The 19,901-nt window shown below is 52.7% G+C and carries 15 protein-coding genes; 7 read left to right on the plus strand and 8 right to left on the minus strand.

The window, feature by feature from the left end:
* Positions 1-10: 10 nt before the first annotated feature.
* The 3 genes from MK323_02070 to MK323_02080 all read right to left on the minus strand — a co-directional run bounded on the left by MK323_02070 (position 11) and on the right by MK323_02080 (position 3,283).
* Entirely contained in the window at positions 11-1,243 is a 1,233-nt protein-coding gene (locus MK323_02070) for a CoA transferase (GenBank protein MCH2480945.1), read from the minus strand.
* A gap of 44 nt (positions 1,244-1,287) precedes the next feature.
* The gene (locus tag MK323_02075) at positions 1,288-2,202 is read right to left on the minus strand and encodes an EamA family transporter (GenBank protein MCH2480946.1); all 915 of its coding nucleotides are present in this window, start codon (positions 2,200-2,202) and stop codon (positions 1,288-1,290) included.
* A gap of 127 nt (positions 2,203-2,329) precedes the next feature.
* Complete coding sequence (locus tag MK323_02080; GenBank protein ID MCH2480947.1) at positions 2,330-3,283, minus strand: NAD(P)-dependent oxidoreductase; 954 nt, start codon at positions 3,281-3,283, stop codon at positions 2,330-2,332.
* 253 nt (positions 3,284-3,536) lie between these two features.
* Here MK323_02080 and MK323_02085 point away from each other — a divergent pair, with 253 nt between their 5' ends.
* Positions 3,537-4,931 (plus strand): aldehyde dehydrogenase family protein, encoded by a 1,395-nt coding sequence (locus MK323_02085; protein ID MCH2480948.1) that lies wholly within the window; start codon positions 3,537-3,539, stop codon positions 4,929-4,931.
* Positions 4,921-6,486, plus strand: a complete 1,566-nt coding sequence (locus MK323_02090; GenBank protein MCH2480949.1) for an AMP-binding protein — start codon at positions 4,921-4,923, stop codon at positions 6,484-6,486. Before MK323_02085 ends, MK323_02090 begins: the two co-directional genes overlap by 11 nt.
* A gap of 45 nt (positions 6,487-6,531) precedes the next feature.
* On the opposite strand, the gene MK323_02095 is transcribed toward MK323_02090, so the two are convergent.
* From MK323_02095 to MK323_02115, 5 genes are all read right to left on the minus strand, one after another.
* Positions 6,532-7,053: a gamma carbonic anhydrase family protein gene (locus MK323_02095; GenBank protein ID MCH2480950.1), complete on the minus strand. Its 522-nt coding sequence runs from the start codon at positions 7,051-7,053 to the stop codon at positions 6,532-6,534.
* A 14-nt stretch (positions 7,054-7,067) separates the two neighbouring features.
* Entirely contained in the window at positions 7,068-8,105 is a 1,038-nt protein-coding gene (sohB, locus tag MK323_02100) for a protease SohB (GenBank protein ID MCH2480951.1), read from the minus strand.
* Between the two features lie 67 nt (positions 8,106-8,172).
* Positions 8,173-9,624 carry a benzoyl-CoA 2,3-epoxidase subunit BoxB gene (boxB, locus tag MK323_02105; GenBank protein ID MCH2480952.1) on the minus strand — a complete coding sequence of 484 codons (1,452 nt, stop codon included), beginning with the start codon at positions 9,622-9,624 and terminating at the stop codon, positions 8,173-8,175.
* Positions 9,625-9,656: 32 nt separating this feature from the next.
* Positions 9,657-11,309: a 2,3-epoxybenzoyl-CoA dihydrolase gene (gene boxC, locus MK323_02110; protein ID MCH2480953.1), complete on the minus strand. Its 1,653-nt coding sequence runs from the start codon at positions 11,307-11,309 to the stop codon at positions 9,657-9,659.
* Between the two features lie 2 nt (positions 11,310-11,311).
* A complete protein-coding gene (locus MK323_02115) occupies positions 11,312-12,577 on the minus strand; it encodes an FAD-binding oxidoreductase (GenBank protein ID MCH2480954.1) in 1,266 nt (421 codons plus the stop codon).
* Positions 12,578-12,778: 201 nt separating this feature from the next.
* Here MK323_02115 and MK323_02120 point away from each other — a divergent pair, with 201 nt between their 5' ends.
* The 5 genes from MK323_02120 (at position 12,779) to MK323_02140 (ending at position 19,895) form a co-directional block, all read left to right on the plus strand.
* Positions 12,779-14,320, plus strand: coding sequence for a benzoate-CoA ligase family protein (locus MK323_02120; protein ID MCH2480955.1), 1,542 nt, complete (start codon positions 12,779-12,781; stop codon positions 14,318-14,320).
* Positions 14,321-14,372: 52 nt separating this feature from the next.
* The gene (locus MK323_02125; protein MCH2480956.1) at positions 14,373-15,161 is read left to right on the plus strand and encodes an alpha/beta hydrolase; all 789 of its coding nucleotides are present in this window, start codon (positions 14,373-14,375) and stop codon (positions 15,159-15,161) included.
* A gap of 65 nt (positions 15,162-15,226) precedes the next feature.
* Entirely contained in the window at positions 15,227-15,550 is a 324-nt protein-coding gene (locus tag MK323_02130) for a DUF167 domain-containing protein (protein MCH2480957.1), read from the plus strand.
* 87 nt (positions 15,551-15,637) lie between these two features.
* Positions 15,638-16,735 carry an efflux RND transporter periplasmic adaptor subunit gene (locus MK323_02135; protein MCH2480958.1) on the plus strand — a complete coding sequence of 366 codons (1,098 nt, stop codon included), beginning with the start codon at positions 15,638-15,640 and terminating at the stop codon, positions 16,733-16,735.
* 4 nt (positions 16,736-16,739) lie between these two features.
* Positions 16,740-19,895: an efflux RND transporter permease subunit gene (locus tag MK323_02140; protein MCH2480959.1), complete on the plus strand. Its 3,156-nt coding sequence runs from the start codon at positions 16,740-16,742 to the stop codon at positions 19,893-19,895.
* Positions 19,896-19,901: the final 6 nt, after the last annotated feature.

The following is a 19,901-nucleotide window of genomic DNA, read 5'->3' on the forward strand; positions in this document are numbered from 1 at the left end:
TCAGGCTTCGTCAGGGCTTTTCAGGCGGCTGTTCATTGGCGACGGTGACCCCGCTTTGGATCAATGTGCTGATTTCCTCATCAGTGTAGCCGACGTCGTGCAATATAGACCGAGTGTGTTCAGCGTAACGCGAGGCCGGTTGTTTGGGCCCGCCGGGTGTCTGTGAGAATTTAACCGGCAAACCCAGCGTTCTGACCGGACCGGCGTCAGGATGGGACTGTGTGAGCACCATCTCACGAGCCAGCGCTTGTGGGTCATCATGCATTTGTAAAATTGTGTTGATCGGACCTGCGGGTACACCCGCTTGCTCCAACAGATCCAGCCAGGCCTCGGTGGTTTTTGCGGACAACTTGTCGTTGAGATGCCGCTCCAGCAGCGTAAGATTTTCCATGCGTGCTTCGTTTGTACAGAAACGCGGGTCCTCAAGCATGTCGGGGTCGATAAGTTCCGCAAACCGTTTCCAGGTGGGCCCGTTGGCAGCCCCGACCGTTATCCATCCGTCTTCAGTCTGCAGTGCCTGATAGGGAGCGTTCAGCGGGTGTCCAGACCCCAGTGGTTCAGGCGCTCGGCCTGTTGCGAATGCAATCGCCGAATGCCAGTAAGTCTGGACAATACCTGCTTCGAACAGCGAAGTGTCCACCATTTGTCCTTCACCCGTGACTTCGCGGTGTCGAAGGGCGGCACAGATACCCATTGCGAGAAGAATGCCGGCGGTGATATCGGTCAGGGGTACGCCTGGCTTGACGGGACTTCTCCCTGGCCCCTCACCCGTGACACTCATGATGCCAGACATTCCCTGGGCGATGAGATCGAAACCGGCACGTTCCTTGTATGGGCCAGTTCGTCCAAATCCACTGATGGCGCCGTAGATGATTTGAGGGTTGAACTGACAAATTGTTTTGTAACCCAGGCCCAGTCGTTCGAGCACACCGGGGCGAAAATTTTCCAGGATCACATCGGCATCCAGCAGCACTTTTTTTGCGACTTCAATGCCTTGTGGCGACTTCAGATTGAGGGGTAATGTTCGTTTGTTGCGATTCAAGATCATATAGGTGGCTGATACGCCGTTGATGGAATAGGGGTCGCTGGCGTTGCGTGCCTCGTCCGCTTCGAACGGCGCCCGTTCAATCTTGATCACCTCAGCACCCATGTCAGCGAGCATCAACGCGCAGGTCGGGCCGGCCATCGCGTGGGTAAAATCAACGACACGAATGCCATTAAGAGGTCCATACCCTGTTTTCATCAGTTCTCTCCGTGGATAACAACAAATCAATCGAATTGTCGGACTCAATAGGTCTTTTCAAGGACCAGCACAACGATGCCGACGATAAGCAACACGACGCCTACAATTTCCTTGCGACTGACTTTTTCTCGAAAAATAAGAACAGACGCAAGAAATGTAAACAGCAGTTCTATCTGGCCGAGTGCACGCACAAAAGCCGCGTTGGTTAGCGTAAAGGCGATGAACCAACAGATTGAGGCAATCCATCCAGCAAAACCAACAGTAGCGCAATGGCGCCAGTTGATAAACGTGCGTGTAATCTGGCCGGGTTCCCGGTAGTACAACCAGGCGGACATCACGATACTCTGAAACACAGTTGCAATTGCGAGGGTATAGGCTGATTTTGCCAGTATCGAATCACCCTCCAGCGACAACAACGCACCCCGAAACAGTACGGCTGACAATCCGAGGAAGAATCCGCAGGCAAGCCCTATCATGGTAGATTTCTGGCGCAGTCCGGAAACCAGGCTCGCGACCGAGAGTTTAGATTTGCCGGCAGTCATGATCAGTACCCCGGCGGTTGCGACTACAACGGCGGAGGTGGCCAAACCAGATATCATTTCATGCAGAACAATAGCTTCGAGAACGACGACCTGTACGACTTCTGTTTTGGACAGTGCCGTGCCCACGGTAAAGTTGGAAAATGAGAAAAGCCACATCAGCAAAAACGTGAAAGTAATCTGTGCAATGGATCCAGCGATAATCCAGGTCACGAACGTCGAACTCGGTGTCGGCAGGTCTAATCCAAATCCGAGCGTTAAAAGCGCAAGCCAGACCAGAGCAAAAGGGCAGGCGTAAAGGAAACGCACATAAGCCGCGCCCATGTCCGAGAGTTTCGATTTAAGGTGGCGTTGGACGGCCGAACGGACATTCTGGAAAAATGCGGCCGCGATCGTGACTGGAATCCAGAGTATTGTCACAGTCATAGTCCCAGTGTCAGCTGCCTGGTCACAACGGATCGAAGCATATGGATCATGGTCATCGGCTGAATTGAAAGATGAACCATGTTTGCGCTTCAGAGCAGGTAAGCAAAAAGCGGATCACGGATCAGTGCGTCCGGCTGACTTCGAATCCCGCGGACTCGGGTTCGTCATCAATAATCTCTTCGGGAAAGCCCGGGGCAAGCAGTTTTTCACTACAGGCCTCTTCGAGTCGACGGACAATATTTGGTGACCATTCACGCGGACCATAGCGGTTCTGACCATCTTTGAAAATATCGAGCAGTAGAGGAGCAAGTTCTAGCGGTACGTTGGTTCGATCCGCAACGGCTTGAAACAGACTCATGTCCTTAACAACCAGGTCGAGTGTGAAATTTATATTTCGACTGCCATTGAGTATCACCTGGCTTTCGGTTTCGTGTACAAAGGAATTACCCGATGAGATTCGGATTGCGTCGTAGCTCGTACTCAGGTCGAGACCCGAACACTTTGCGGTCATCAAGGCTTCTCCCAGCGCAACAAGGTTTACGGATGCCAGGTAGTTTGTGATTACTTTGAGTAGGGATGCAGATCCCAGAGGGCCGGTGTGCAGGATCTGCCGTCCCATCGCGCTGATGACAGGTAGGGCGCGGTCAAAAGTATCTCGATCGGTGCCGACGAAGATCGAGATATTTCCGGTCGCGGCGCGATGACATCCTCCAGAGACCGGGCAATCGATCGCTTCACCGCCGGCAGCCAGAACCTGCTTACCCAGGCGTTTCACTTCATGCTCGTCGGTGGTGCTCATTTCAGCCCAGATCTTGCCGTCCGCCATTTCGGACAGAATACCGTCTTGGTCTTCCATGACTGCAGCGCTTGCACTGGGGTTCGGCAGACAGGTGATTACCATGTCAGTTTGTCTGGTCATCTCTGCAGGAGACTCAGCCCACTGCGCTCCTCGATCAATAAAGGGCGTCGCCACCTGTTGGTCAAGGTCTCTGACCATCAGATCGAAACCGTTGCGCTGCAAACTGCCGGCAAGTTTTCCACCGACGTTGCCAAGGCCAATAAATCCGATTCGCATCTTGTTCTCCAGTGCTGGTGGACTCTTGTGTGGTGACATCAGGTGGAGCATATGATGGGTTCGAAGGGCGACAATGGCAAGCTGAACACCAGACCCTGCCATACTCCTGAACAAAGGGGAGTATGAGCGAAACGGCTGGATCTTCATCGGCGATGGTTGGCGTTAGAATGAGCACAGGCCAGCGCGTGGGTATCGACTGGTTCCAATCCCGACACCCACCGGTTCAGCAAGAAGCGTCAAGAAGAATCAGGTTATGAGTGTCGCTAAAACAGTATCGGAAGTGGTTGCCCGGGCCCGGGTTGCCCAGGCTGAATTCGAAACCTTTGATCAGACCGCAATAGACAACGCAGTTTGTGCCCTGGCCTGGGTAATTATGGAGCCAGGTCGCAACCGACTGCTCGCTGAACAGGCGGTCGCTGATACCGGCTTGGGTTCTGTCGAAGATAAAGTACTCAAGAATCATCGCAAGACACTTGGCCTTCTTCGCGATCTCAAGGATATACGCACGGTCGGCGTGATTTCCGAGAATCCGGCGCTTGGATTGACCGAAATCGCCCGAGCTGTCGGTGTAGTCGGTGCGATAACGCCATCGACAAACCCGGTTGCCACACCCACAAACAAAGTCATCAATGCTGTTAAGGGCGGTAACGCGATAATTCTCGCGCCATCTCCCAAGGGAGAGGCGACGGGTAACAGACTGGTAGAGTACTTTCGTGCTGCCCTCAAACAGGTTGGTGCGCCTGAGGATCTTGTACAGAAACTGCCAAGCCCTGCTAATCGGGAAGCAACACGGGAATTGATGTCACAAGTCGATCTGGTTGTTGCGACGGGATCGCAGAACAACATTCGGGCCGCCTACTCCAGTGGCACACCGGCAGTGGGTGTTGGACAGGGCAATGTCGCAGTCATTGTCGATGAGACCGCTGACTGCAGTCTGGCAGCAGAAAAAATTATCACTTCAAAGTGTTTTGATCACGCAACGAGTTGTTCATCGGAAAATAGTGTGATTGTCGTTGATGGAGTTTATGACCGGTTTTGTGAGGCGCTTGTCTATCAGGGTGCTGTTATTCTGAATTCGGCTGAAAAACAACTACTGCAAGACACCATGTGGGTCAACGGGAGCCTCAATCCAGTGGTTCTGGCCCGCTCGGCTGTGGAAATTGCTGATCTTGCGGGTTTAGAGGGGGTTGGCTCGAGTACGAGTATCTTGGTTGTGCTGGAAAGTGGGACAGGACCTGCATATCCATTTTCCGGGGAAAAACTCTCACCGGTCTTGGCGCTGTACCGTACGTCGGATTTCGGTGCAGCCTGTGAACAAGTGCGGGCGATATACGGTTATCAGGGAGCAGGTCACTCAGTCGGATTGCACAGCAACAATGCGGAGCGAGCGGTAAAGATCGGTCTCACCTTGCCGGCCTGTCGTGTGATCGTCAATCAGGCACACTGTTTTGCGACCGGTGGGAGCTTCGACAATGGCCTTCCGTTTTCACTCTCCATGGGTTGTGGAACCTGGGGTGGTAACAGTGTGAGTGACAACGTCAATTATCGCCACTACCTGAATATAGTCCGCATCGTACGCCCAATTCCTGTCAATGAGCCGTCCGAGGAAGCACTTTTAACCGACTACTGGAACCGGTATGGTAAGTAGACCTGCGGCCGGTTTCGCACCGTTACCGGACGTAAAAGGTCAGACTGTCAGGTCTGTGCTTGATTACGGGGCAGAACAGCATCCCGATCGGGTGTTTGCCGTTTTTCCAGAGACTCACACCCGGGTCACTTGGGGAGAGCAGCGGCAGACTGCAGCCCGGCTTTGGTCCCGCCTGACAGATTCAGGCGTTTCTGACGGTGAGGCTGTTGGGACGCTGATGGCCAATGGGCGAACAGCACTCGAGCTTTTTCTGGGCTGCATGTACAGCAGATGTGTGTCGCTAATGCTCAACCCCGTAGCCGGCATTGATACCCTGGGTTACGTGATCAAGCATTCTGGTATCCGGCAACTGTTTGTCGACGATGACCATGCTGATCTGGCGAGTGCTGCAGTCACTGCATCTCGCCAGCAGGTGAAAGTGCATCGGGTCGCAGCTGACAGCGGTCTGCAACTCCCAGAAACTCAAAACCACCAAGACACAGGCGCACCTCGATCTGCTGATGATGCGTTACTGATCTACACGTCCGGTACCACAGGACGGCCTAAGGGCGTGATCCATACCCACGCCAGCCTGTTAGCCGGAGGCGCAAACATCTGTTCTGCTCATCATCTCAACAGCAGTGATCGTGCATTGTGTGTATTGCCTCTGTGCCATATCAACGGTCAGGTCGTGACAGTCATGGCGCCGCTGGTGAGTGGTTCATCTGTGGTCATGCCGAGGAAGTTCAGTACGCAAAGATTCTGGTGCTGGGCCGTTAAAGAAAACTGTACCTGGTTCAGTGTCGTGCCGACGATGATTTCCTATCTGCTGGGTACGGATGAAGGAACAGAGCACATCACAGAATCTCAACTGGCTGATATCCGTTTTGGCCGTTCCGCCTCTGCGCCGCTGGCACCCGCTGTACACAAGGCATTTGTCGAGCGATTTGGAATCCCATTGGTTGAAACCATGGGCATCACGGAAACGGCGGCCCAGATACTGTCCAATCCGCTGGACCCCGTGCAGCAGAAAATCGGATCAACAGGCCTGCCTTGCGGTAATTCGGTCCGGCTCAGAGATGCGGAAGGTGAGGATTGCAAAAACGGGGTCGAGGGTGAAATCGAAGTGCGGGGGCCGAATCTGATGCGCACCTACCTGAATGATGAGCAGGCGACTCGTGAGGCGTTTTCAGCAGACGGTTGGTACCGTACAGGCGACATGGGTTATAGGGATGGATCGGGCTACGTCTATGTCACCGGCAGAATTAAGGAAATCATTATCAAAGGTGGAGAGAACATCTCACCGCGAGAGATAGATGATGTGCTCTATCGTTTTCCTGGAATCCTTGAGGCCGCGGCGATTGCTGTACCCGATCCTGAGTATGGCGAGGACATTGCTGCTTGTGTGGTCCCTCATCCTGGCCAGCAGTTCGATGAAAATGCACTGCGTGACTTCTGCATCAAGGCGCTGGGACAGTTTAAATCACCTAGAAATATATATGTTCTGGAGGAGTTGCCTAAAGGACCCTCCGGAAAGATTCAGCGACTTAAACTCTCGGGGGATTACTCCAGTTGAGCCTGAGCCAACAGCTGTACCGTGTGACATGCTTTGGCTGGAACTTCAGACAACTGCCCTGAGATTGTCTCGAAAATGCGCTGCGTTCTTGCTGTAGTGTGCCGCTGTCCACTCGAGCAGACCCACTTCCTCATCGGTCAGTTCTCGCACGACTTTGGCCGGAGACCCGAGAATCAAAGATCGCGAGGGATAAGTCTTTCGTTCTGTAATTAAGGAATTGGCGCCCACAATGGAATGTGTACCAACGACGGCATAATCCAAAATGGTCGTACCAATACCAACCAGACAGCCATCTTCCAGGGTGCAGCCGTGGATCATCGTGCTGTGGCCTACCGTGACATTATTGCCAATGAGTGTGGGGACGCCTTCATCCACATGAATGACTGTCCCATCCTGAATATTGCTGCCTGTGCCGATACGGATTAAGTCGTTATCCGCTCGTAACACGGTGTTAAACCAGACACTCGAACCAGCACCGATTTCTACATTGCCAATCACGTCTGCGCTGTCCGCGACATAGACGTCTTCTGCTATTGTCGGCGACAGGGCGCCGAGAGAATAGATCATCAACTTGCTCCGCTTCAGGTCAGGTTGGGCGGTTGAGTGGGCTCGCTGTAATTGACGAGGGTATTCCGCTGCAATCTGCTGAACAGAGAAAATACCTTATCGCTGAATTTCTGCCTGATTTTGTAATGCACTTCGTACAAATCGGTTTCATCGCGCAGCAACATCAGGTAGTCATCGCTGGTACGCAGTTCATCGACAAGATTTAATGCATGCGCACGCGTTCCCAGCCAGTATTCACCTGTCGCTACTTTTTCGAGATCTATCACAGGGCGCTGCTCCTTAACAAAATCCTTGAACAGCATGTGAGTGTCTTCGACTTCCTCCTTGAGTTTCTGCCGCGCCTTATCGGTGGTTTCGCCAAACATGGTGACTGTCCGTTTGAATTCACCGGCCGTCACTTGTTCATAGTCGATATCGTGCTTTTTCAGGAGTCGATTGAAGTTTGGTATCTGTGTGATCACACCAATAGAGCCGATGACCGCGAAGGGCGCGGCAAGTATGTGATCACCCACACAGGCCATGAGGTAACCGCCACTGGCTGCGACTTTGTCGACCGCGATGGTGAGCTTGATATTCTTTTCGCGAATTCTGGACAGTTGAGAAGCAGCCAGGCCGTATGCATGGACCATCCCACCTGTGCTTTCGAGTCGCAGCAACACCTCATCTTGTTCTCGAGCAACCAACAACACGGCTGTGACTTCTTGCCGAAGTGTCGCGACTTCAGAGCCGCGGAGGTCGCCCTGAAAATCGAGAATAAACAGGCGTTTTCTGTTCTCACTGTTCTCGGTTTTTGTCTTTTTGGCCTCAGCTTTTCTTACTTTTTTGTCGGCTTTTCTTTTTTTCTTTGCCTCATTCTTGCGCAGCATGGAATGTTGCAGGACGTCGCTGATGTCGCGGTAATGGTCGTTAATCGGTTTGACTTCTATATACTCCGGGGTAGCACTTCGTCGGCGCATCGCCAGGGTTGCAATAAACCCGACGACAGCCAGCAATGCGGCCAGCAAGGTTACTGTTTTAGCCAGGAACAAGCCGTAGTTTGAGAGAAATTCCATGAATATATGATCACTGTTTGCGGTGAAAAGAGTTTATCACTGCAAGGTGGAGGAAACAGCTGCTGGTTCAACTGTTGAGCTTGGCGTATCTGAAGTCAGAAGGTTTGTCGTCGATCGGTCTGCCGGGTGGGGTGATCCAGGGCGCGAACTCTCCAGGTACGAGAACCGGGATCATAAGTGAATTGAGGTAGGCCTGATCATCCACGGTAGGCAGGAAACGGTGTTTTCGTTCATCCCATTCATCGTCTGTCAGGATATGCCCCTGAGGGTCGGCATGAGTACCGCCAAACTCGCCCACGGCGCGGGAGAATGCGACATGCGGCAGAGACAGGGTGAAAGGGATATCAGTTTTGCCGATAATTGTATTCCACCGATCTACTCCTCGCGCACACTCGCGTGCATAGTCATCACGCAGGCGGGCATTCAGTGCTGGCATCGCGGCTGCATCTACCGACTTTATGTGCCCCTGCTCAAGTTTAAGAACCGGATAGGTTGCAGTAATGAGCTGATGGTCATCCTTAATTCCGGCCTCGCGGTAACGACCCTTTATACCTGAATCAAAAAATCCAGCGGCATTGGTCGATATTTCCGATCCGAACAGATCGAGCGATACCGAAAAATGAAAATTCAGCTTGCGTTGTACAGTAGGCAGATCGATAACACCCAGTGCCCGGATCCGCTCGACGTCATAAGGGTCATGAAGACCATTTTCCAACATGGCCGAACATGTTCTCTCGACGATTCGCGCGATGCCGCTCTGACCAACAAACATATGGTGGGCCTCTTCGGTGAGCATAAACCGTGCTGTCCTCGCCAGCGGGTCAAATCCGGACTGGGCCAGGCTCTCTAGTTGCATCTTGCCATCACGATCTGTGAAGAAAGTGAACATGAAGAACGACAGCCATTCGGGCGTTGTCTCATTAAACGCTCCTAATAATCGCGGTGAATTGCTGTCGCCGGAACGCCGCCGCAGCAGCTCCTGTGCCTCGTCCCGGCCGTCACGCCCAAAATATTTGTGCAGTAGATAAACCATCGCCCAGAGGTGTCGCGCTTCTTCTACATTCACCTGGCACAGATTTCGCAGGTCGTAAAGTGAAGGCGCTGTTTTTCCGAGGTGACGCTGCTGTTCAACGGATGCTGGTTCTGTATCCCCCTGAATGACAATCAGTCGTCTCAGCGTTGCGCGCTGCTCTCCAGGCACTTCCTGCCAGACTGGTTCACCCAGATAGTGGCCGAATCCGATAGTACGATCCTCTATTTTTGGGGCGAGTAGAATGCCCCATCGGTAGTCTGGCATCTTGACGTAGCCAAACTGAGCCCAACCATCACGTTCGACACTCACAGCCGTACGCAGATAGACCGGTACATTCTGAAAACCATCCGGTCCCATGTCGCGCCACCAGTTAAGAAATCCCGGATGCCATTGTTCAAGTCCTTTAAGGACCCTGTGGTCAGACGCCAGGCCTACATTGTTTGGAATGACGGTGTCGTAGCTGACTCGGCTGTTTTCGGCTGTCACGATTGACCCTGTGGACTCTAAAGATTTAGTGTTTACGAACGTTCGAAACTAAAAATCCCTTTTTGGCCGGAACCATATCGACGCAACGCGCCTTGTTCACCCACAGCGTTAGGGCGTTGAAAGATCCAGTTCTGCCATGCACTGAGGCGCCCGAAAATCTTGGTTTCCATGGTCTCTGGTCCCGGAAAGCGTAGATTCGCCTCCAGACCAGTCAGGGCGTCAGGCGAAAATGCGGTACGCTCTTCCAGGAATATCCGAATTTCGTCTGCCCAGTCCAATTCGTCAAATGCAAATGTAACCAGACCCAGGTCCAGGCAGGTCTGAGTAGACAGCAAGTCACCGATAAAATTGCGGAGTTTCGTCACGGTGCTGGGTTGTCCGATGAATCGCGTTTCCATGCGGGTAAGGTCGTTGGCCATCGGGTAGGGTCCGAAGTTAGAAGCCGTCAATATAACCACCGGTGGTGGACGGGTGTCCCCATCGAGTTGGCCGATCAGCATGTACGTGCGGTCGCACGCGAACATGATCTCCGAAAGTAATCCAACAAAACAGCTGCCCGGATCAATTAAGGCAACGAGAGACCTCGAAGTCAAGTCAATACGTTTCAATACGCGTTTCCAGTACAGCATGATCTCACGAACAAGCCAATGCTCAGCGTGTTGGTTTAAGAAAGAATCATGCTGCATTGCAGTTACAGAATCACCTTCAGTTCGAAAAATCAACACACCCAGGTTGGGTTCATTGAAGCGCAGATGAAGCAGCGCATCATCTAATTCGCGGGCACAGCGCAGTGCCCAGACCGCCGCACCGCTCGCCGACAGTGCATCACTATTTTCGGGGGCTGTGCATTGCGGACCGGAGATGGTGAGTGTTGCAGTATGGGCAGTAGGGTTTTTGTCCACACGAACAGTAGAGTAGCTCAGCGTATTGTCAGAAAAATTGCGTTCCAGGGGTTTTAAGACTATGCCCTTGCGGTTGACCGCTGTATCAGGTTGTTCTTCCAGTTGACAGACGAAGTGTTCAATTGCCCCTGCAAGTTCCGAAGGTGGTACGGTCTGGTCGATCAGCCCCCAAGCCAGTGCTTTAGGACCGCGGACACCTTCTTCCAGTGTTGAAAATACGTCGGCGATGTCTCGACGGACTTTTCGTTTGTCTGTGATTCGTGTCAGACCACCCGTGCCCGGCAGTACCGCAAGAAGCGGTACTTCCGGCAGAGCGATAGTCGAAGAGCCATCATCAGCCATCAGAATATGGTCGGTGGCGAGAGCCAGTTCATAACCACCACCAGCACAGGTACCCTGTATGACGCTTATGAAGGTCTTCTCTGACCATGCAGAGGCATCCTCAATGGCATTGCGGGTTTCGTTAGTGAACTTACAGAAATTGACCTTGTGTGCGTGACTGGCACCGGCGAGCATTTTGATATTGGCACCCGCGCTGAAAACCGTGGGCTTAGCAGATTCAAGTAGGACAATACGGACGCTGGGGTGTTCGAATCGCAGGCGCTGAATAGCGTCATTGAGTTCAATATCGACACCAAGATCGTAGGAATTGAGTTTGAGCTGGTAACCGTCGAACAGGCCACCGTCTTCGTCGACATCCAGGACCAGGTGCGCAACTCGACCGTCTAGGCGAAGGTGCCAGTGCTTATACCGCTGGGGCTCGGTCTGGAAATCGATCTCCATCGTCAACTGAAACGGTCCGGTCTAAATGGCGTGACATCGAGTGAGGGTGTTGCACCTACTGCTATTTCACCCACCAGCTTGCCGGTAATACCCCCCAGGGTCAGCCCCAGGTGATGGTGTCCAAAGGCAAAAATCAGATTTGGATTTTGTCTGGATCGGCCGATTACCGGCAGGCTGTCAGGCAGTGTTGGCCGAAAGCCGAGCCAGGTATCCGACACGGGTCCAACATCCGGCAGTGCCCCCCGCACACGACGCTCAATATAAGACAGGCGCTCAGGATTGGGAGCAGCATTTAATCCCCCAAGTTCGACGGTTCCAGCGGCCCTGAGCCCCTGACACATCGGGGTCATGTAAAACCCAGCATCTGCAAATCCAACCGGTCGGTTGAGGAGTTCACCTGATTCCGGAAATAGTACATGATAGCCGCGCTCAGTATCGAGTGGCAGCTCTTCACAACCGCCTTTTGCAATCTGCATTGACCAGGCGCCACCGGCAAGAACTGCCTGCTCGTAGTGATGGCGGCTGCCGTTAACCTTGAATGCAACACCATCTGCGGACTGAGCCTCCATAGCAGAGACCTCACCCTTGATAAAGTGGCCACCGGTCTGGCAGAGGTGGTCTACCATACGGCTGGTCATCTGTTTGGGGTCAAGTATCGTAAAGCCGTTTGGATACAACAGGGCATGCGGAAAAATTGGTGCTAAGTTGGGTTCGAGGTCTTGAAGTTCGGTTACAGTGAGTTCCTGGATTTGAGCGCCTTGGTTACGTCGTCGTTGTCGATTTATTGCGTCGGCGTCGAAAGATTCTGAGGTTGGGTAGATGGTGATCGTTCCATCGTGTGAAATCAGATCAGCACCACCGCTTAGACGAAACAGCATCATAGAAGCATGTTCAGCATCGCGGAGTAGGCTACCGAGTCCGTTAATGGTGCGATCTACATGCTTTCGCCTACAGTGCTTAAGGAACTGTATCAACCAGGGGGTCATATTTGGCATATAGCGCCAGGCAATCGATAAAGGGCGTTCGTGGCCAAACATCAGTGATGGAAAACGCCATATCAAGTCTGGCCTGTTTACTGGTATTGAGCCGTATGAGGCAAAAGTGCATGCGTTGCCATAAGTCGCGCCTGAACCAGGCTCGTCACGGTCGAACAGCGTTACTTTGAACCCGGCTTGTTGGAGGTGGAGAGCACAGGAGACACCAACGATGCCTGCGCCAATGACGGCGATGTTTCGCTGCCCTTGAGATTGTTCAGCCAGATCTGTCACGGGGTAGCCTGGGCCACATTGAGGGTCGAACTGCCCGTAGTATACGATCTCAGTCGATCTTCACCAGAGGGTTGCTTAATACCCGGTGAAGTCGGACTGACCAGTCGAACCTGTATTCGGGTGGCGCTATACTATTTCCCGCGTTTATCAGAACAGCAGCAGTAGGGCGAAGTTGTGGCGGCCACAATTGACATACCCCAGATGTACAACGCGACCAACCACTTTATAGACCGGCATGCCGGCAAGACGTCCGGTGCCCGGGTTGCATACACGGACCATACAGGTGACTGGACATACCAGAAACTCGCCGCCATGGTCAATCAAGCCGGCCACGTGTTATCGAATCTGGGACTGAAAGCGGAGCAGCGCATGCTGATGTGCATGACTGACTCTGTGTGGTTTCCCGCAGTGTTCTGGGGCGCCATTAAGATCGGTGCGGTGCCAGTTCCCGTCAATACGATGCTGACGGATGCTGACTACGCCTACATGCTGAATGATTCGTGCGCCCGAGTGCTGGTGGTATCCGAAAGCTTGTATCCAAAATTTGTACCCCATATAGACGCTCAATCTTCTCTGGGAGAGGTGGTCATCGATGGTTCCGGAACCGATGGCCGGCCCAGTCTGTCAGTGCTGATGGAGTCGTTTGAAGCAGAGCTGCCCACCGCACCGACAAAGCGGGGGGATGCTGCGTTCTGGCTTTACACCTCCGGATCAACAGGGCAGCCTAAAGGTGTAGTTCACCGTCATTCAGATCTAGTCCAGACGGCCCGGTTATATGGTGACGGGATTTTGAAACTGGATAAGTCCGATGTCGCTTTTTCAGCAGCAAAGCTGTTTTTTGCGTATGGATTAGGTAACGGCATGTCCTTCCCATTGCACGTGGGGTGCCGTACGGTTTTACTGGCTGATCGTCCGACTCCGGAAAGCGTGCTTTCTGTGATGAAGGATCAAGATGTCTCTATATTTTTTGGTGTACCGACACTTTACGGTGCGATACTCAGTGACAATGCCAACGATCGCAGCAAGGTGTCAGAACAACTTCGGCTTTGCGTGTCAGCCGGTGAAGCTCTGCCTGAGGAGATCGGCAAAGAATGGGAGAGGAGATTTGGCGTGCCAATTCTCGATGGTCTTGGCAGTACCGAACTACTGCATATCTTTCTAAGCAATAGACCCGACGACGTTCGTTACGGCACTACCGGCCGGCCAGTTTCCGGGTATAAGTTGAGGATCGTTGATGAAGACGATATGGATGTTTCAGCAGGCGAGATGGGTGAGCTGCTGGTGTCGGGCCCTTCCAGTGCTGTGTGTTACTGGGGGCAGCCGGAAAAATCTGCCCAGACCTTTCAGGGTGAGTGGACGCGTTCGGGGGATAAATATTACAAGGATCAACAGGACTACTATGTTTATTGCGGCAGAACCGACGACATGCTCAAGGTCGGCGGGATCTGGGTCTCTCCATTCGAAGTTGAGAGTGCGCTGATTGCGGATGAACGGGTTCTGGAGGTTGCGGTTATCGGTTACAAGGATGACCACGGTCTGGTCAAACCCAAGGCCTATGTTGTGCTCAAAGCGGGTGTTGAAAAAACAAGCGAGTTGGTGGAGGAACTCCAGGGCTTTGTGAAGGACCGTTTGGCACCGTTTAAATATCCCCGCAGAATCGATTTCATTGATGCATTACCCAAGACAGCTACCGGCAAGATACAGCGGTACAAGCTTCGACACCGGCATACAGATCAACCCTGAACAGTTGCTGCTCTATCTTGGTGGTTCTGATGGCGGCCTGGAGGCAAATTAGTTGAATTCAACAGGTCAGCTGGAGCACGTTCAAATCGATGGTTGTCGGCTTGAATATCTCTGGAGCTGCGGAGCCGTTGAACCATATCAGACGACGTTGGTCCTCCTGCATGAGGGGCTGGGCTGCGTCCGGAGTTGGCGTGATTTTCCGCAGGTGCTGGCGGCGTCGACAGGCCTCGCTGTGCTGGCCTATTCACGGGCCGGTTACGGGGGTTCCGGACCCGCTTCGCTGCCGAGACAGCCTAACTATATGCATCACGAAGCGCTGGTTGTTCTGCCCGCCCTGCTTGAGAAACTCAATGTTGAGTCGCCCCTATTGATTGGCCACAGTGACGGCGCATCAATCGCGATCATCTATGCCGGCAGTAATGAAAAAGAGATTCTACAAGGACTGGTACTCATGGCGCCGCACGTTTTCCATGAACAGGTTAGTCTGGCTGGAGTTAACCGGGCACGTTTGTTGTATCAGCATGCAGACCTACGGGACAAATTGATGCGCTATCACGGCAACCAGGTCGATGATGCTTTCTGGGGTTGGAACGATGTCTGGCGACTTCCCGACTTTCAGGATTGGAACATTGAGAACTCCCTGGACAATATCGACGTGCCCGTACTGGTGATTCAGGGAACGGATGACGAATACGGCTCAGTGGCACAACTCGATGCGATCGAATCTCGGGTGCTCTCGGACATCGAACGTCACTTCCTGGAGAATGTCGGGCACTCGCCTCAACGCGAGCAGTCGGCGTTTGTACTGGATATGATCAACCGGTTGATCGGGCGTTTATGAGTCACCGGGTAAGACAGTTATACGACCGTCGAGCGCTGCGCATCACCGACTGATTCAACAAGTCAATGTGCGATAATAAGTTTCACCGGTGGCATGGGTCTGACCTTGAGTTGGCAATCAGGGTAGTAACCCGGGCAAAACGGTCAGAATTTGGTCAGATTCGCAATGGTCGGCTCATTGTCAGAGTGTGTGCGTCACCGGTGTCAGGGAAAGCCAATACTGAACTGCTGAAGTTTCTGGCCGCTTCGTTCGGATGTTCACAACGCGATGTGAATTTACGCAGCGGAGTGCGAAGTCGTGAAAAGCGGGTACAGATCAAAGCGCCATCCCAGATACCCGAAATTCTCGATGGTTCGCTGAAGCGTTCTCAGGCAAAGGGTAATCGGTAACGTGATCAGTGGTGAGACAGGCCATAACAAGTTTCTTAACAGCAGTTTAAGGTTCCACTGGTACGCGCCAATCCGCACGTTGATGAAATGAAAAAATCAATAATTCTAGCGTTGCTGATTGTTGTGGTCGTCGTTGGCTGGTTGCTGTCCGGTGTTTGGTGGAGTTCCGATCAATATTCTGTAAATCAAGGTACAGGCTCGGGTGTTTCTACGTCGGCAGAACTGACTGAACCGGCATTACCTCGGGTACGTGTGCGCAGTGTTGAGGCAAAACGTGTACCACTGGAGATTATTCTGCTGGGAACGACTGAGGCGAAGCGTAAGGTCAGACTTCGGGCACAGACCGCAGGTGTCGTCAAAGAGGTTCTTGCTGACAAAGGCCAGGTCGTACGCCAGGGAGATGTGCTCATAAAATTGGCAGCGGACGACCGGCTGGCACGGTTACGTCAGGCAAAGGCTCTGTTGGAACTGCGTCAGACCGAGTTCGACGCCGCCGCTTCATTGTCAAAGAAAAACCTTCGATCACAGATCGCGTTGTCTGAGGCCAGGGCATTGTTGACCGCCGCCATGGCCAGTCTAGAAGGAATTAAAGTGGATATCGATAGAACCCGGATCCGGGCACCGTTTGATGGTGTCGTCGATCAAAGGTTTGTTGAACTCGGTGACTACATGAAAGTGGGAGAGCCTGTTGCGACGATCCTCGATCTTTCAACCATAGTCGTCGCCGGAGATGTTTCTGAGCACAATGTGTCGAAGATTAAACCGGGTCTTTCAGGACATGCGGTGCTTGTGGATAAGCGCGAACTTGATGGAAAGATCACCTATGTCGCGCGCTCCAGCAGTGCATCTACCCGGACATTCCGAGTGGAACTGGAGGTGCCTAATCCTGACTACAGCGTGGCTGAAGGTATTACTGCAAAGATCACGCTGCTGGTCGGTGAGACTGTCGCGCACCGGCTATCTCTTGCCGTGCTGACGCTGAGTGACGAGGGGGTGATGGGGATCAAGGTGGTTAACGCGGACAATGTCGTCGAGTTTCTTCCCGTGACTCTGGTTGCTGATACGCCCGAGGGCACCTGGCTTGGCGGTCTGCCAAAAAAGCTAGAACTGATCAGCGTTGGGCATGAGTTCGTAAAAAAGGGCCAGAAGGTCATTGCTGTTCCCGAGCAGAAGGCGCAAGACTGAATAGATGACTGCCTTGATTGATCATGCTGTTGGTCGTTCCCGTACAGTGCTGGCGACTCTGGTCTTTATCCTGATTGCGGGATCGTTCGCCTACCGCGATATTCCTAAAGAGTCTCAGCCTGATATCAGCATACCCATAATTTATGTGACTGTCAGCCACGATGGCATTTCCCCAGAAGATGCTGAACGCCTCATTATCCGCCCACTTGAACAGGAGTTGCGCGGAATAGAAGGTATTAAGGAGATGCGCTCGACCGGTTATGAAGGCGGTGCTAACGTTTTACTTGAATTTGAAGCAGGATTTGAAGCCGATACTGCTCTGCAGGATGTGCGCGAAAAGGTTGACGTTGCCAAGAGCAGTCTTCCAGCTGCGTCCGAAGATCCTGAGGTCCACGAGGTTAATTTCAGCTTGTTCCCAGTCCTTGTTGTCATACTGTCGGGAGACGTACCAGATCGGACACTTTATCGCCTGGTACGCAAACTAAAGGATGATCTGGAGGGCCTCTCTGCAGTTCTGGAGGCAAAAATTGCGGGCGAAAGAAAGGAGATGGTCGAGGTGCTTATCGACCCAGTTGCGCTGGAAAGTTACGGACTGGATCCAGCAACAGCCGCCAACACCGTCCGTGGTTCAAACCTGCTGGTGGCAGCAGGTCTTCAGGACACGGGGCAGGGTCGTTTTTCGATCAAAGTGCCTGGCTTATTTGAGAGCGTTAAAGACATCATCGAACTGCCGGTAAAGGTTGATGGTGATTCGGTCGTTCGAGTCGGCAATATTGCAGAGGTTCGACGAACTTTCAAAGATCCAGTGAGTTATGCACGGGTAAACGGCCGCCCATCAGTAGCTCTCGAAGTGTCTAAACGCTCTGGCGAAAATGTTATTGACACCATCGAACGGATACGCGAAGTGGTTGAGGCGGAGCGGGCACGCTGGCCACAGGGTCTCCGCACAGCAGTGCATGTGACCTACTCACAGGATCGGTCCGATCATATACGCACATTGCTGAATGACCTGCAGAATAGTATTGTCAGTGCGGTCATTCTGGTGATGGTTGTGGTGATAGCTGCGCTGGGTATTCGTACAGCGGGATTGGTGGGGATTGCCATACCCGGCTCATTCCTCACTGCTTTGCTGATTTTGTTTATCCTGGGCATTTCCTTGAACATGGTGGTGTTGTTCAGCCTGATCCTTGCGGTGGGTATGCTGGTTGATGGTGCTATTGTTGTAACCGAGTATGCAGACCGACAGATGATTGACGGTGCAACGCCCAGGGTGGCCTACACCGCTGCCTCTAAGAGAATGGCCTGGCCGATCATTGCGTCGACGGCAACGACACTGGCAGCATTCTTGCCCTTAACCTTCTGGCCGGGTGTGGTGGGTGAATTTATGAAATACCTGCCAATGACCGTGCTGATTACGCTGTCGGCATCGTTGCTGATGGCGCTGGTGTTTGTGCCTACTTTGGGTAGTCTTTTTGGTCGGGCCGGAAATACCAGTATTACCAGTCAGCGCATTGTGCAGGCTGGTGAGCGCGGTGACCTGCAGACCATACCTGGATTTACGGGTGTTTACGCTCGGGTGCTTCGAAGCGCATTATCCCACCCAACCAAGGTGCTGGTCGGATCGATCGTTGTGTTGATTTGCGCACAACTGGGTTACGCAACCTTCGGTTCTGGTGTCGAGTTTTTTCCGGACGTCGAGCCGGATAATGCCAAGATTCAGGTCCGGGCCCGGGGCAATCTCTCACTGATTGAACAAAATGAGCTTATGCGCGAAGTTGAGGCGCGGGTCTTTGACATCGGCGGCGTAAAAACGTTTTATACACGCGTTGGTCGTGACGCCGACTCTGAACAAGCTGAGGACATAATCGGCAGCATATCGATGGAGTTTGCCGACTGGAGAACCCGGGAGAAAGTCGCTCAGATCTTCGACAAGATCCGAAATCAAGTAGACGATCTCGCCGGTATTGTGATTGACCTTAGAAAAGAAGAAGGTGGCCCTCCGGTTGGCAAGCCTATCCAGATTCAGCTCGCCTCGCGTAACCCCGAACTGTTGATACCTGCGGCCGCGCGCGTTCGCAACAAATTAAACAGCATGATAGGACTCAACAGTATAGAAGATTCACGACCATTGCCTGGTATCGATTGGGAGATCGTGGTCGATCGGGCACAAGCAGCGAAATACGGAGCAGACGTTGGTTCCGTGGGCAATATGATTCAGATGACGACGGTTGGTTACAAAATCGGTACTTATCGGCCGGACGACAGCAATGATGAGATCGATATTCGGACCCGTTTTCCCCAGGCGCACAGGACGATCAAAGAACTCAATCATGTACGACTGAATACACCAATGGGTGCTGTGCCCATATCCAACTTTGTAGTTCGACAAGCGAGAGAGAAAATCGGCACCATAAAACGGGTCGACGGACAGCGCGTAATTACGGTCCAGGCCGATGTCGACGATGGTGTTTTGGTTGATGACAAGCTGCGTGAACTCGAAGAGTGGCTTAAGGCGGCAGACTTTGATCAACGTATAGACGTCGCCTTCAAAGGTGAAGATGAAGAACAGGCCAAAGCGCGATCGTTCCTGGGGAAAGCCTTTGTGGTTGCATTGTTTGTGATGGCGGCCATTCTGATTACACAGTTCAACAGTTTCTACAGTGCTTTTCTGATTCTTTTTGCGGTCGCTATGTCAACCATAGGTGTATTTTTAGGATTACTGATCACCGGGTCACCCTTTGGAATTGTTATGAATGGAATTGGTGTGATCGCTCTCGCGGGCATAGTCGTGAACAACAATATCGTTCTGATCGATACTTATGACAGATTAAAGGCCATTATTGCCGACCCCTTTGAAGCAGTTATGCGTACTGGGGTACAGCGACTCCGCCCGGTTCTATTGACCAGTGTCACGACGATACTCGGACTTTTGCCCATGGTGTTGGGCATCAATATAGATTTTCTTGCACGGGAAGTGACCTACGGTGCACCATCGACTCAGTGGTGGCGACAGCTTTCCACCTCAATTGTGTTTGGCCTGGGTTTTGCGACTGTTCTTACTCTCATTGTGACCCCATGTGCTCTGATGCTTAAAGCGAATATTCACAAGTGGCGTCAGCATCGGAGCCGTCTTGGCGCGGATAAAACCGTCACTGCCTAGTTGTCA

Source organism: Gammaproteobacteria bacterium (assembly GCA_022450155.1).
GTDB lineage: Bacteria > Pseudomonadota > Gammaproteobacteria > Arenicellales > UBA868 > REDSEA-S09-B13.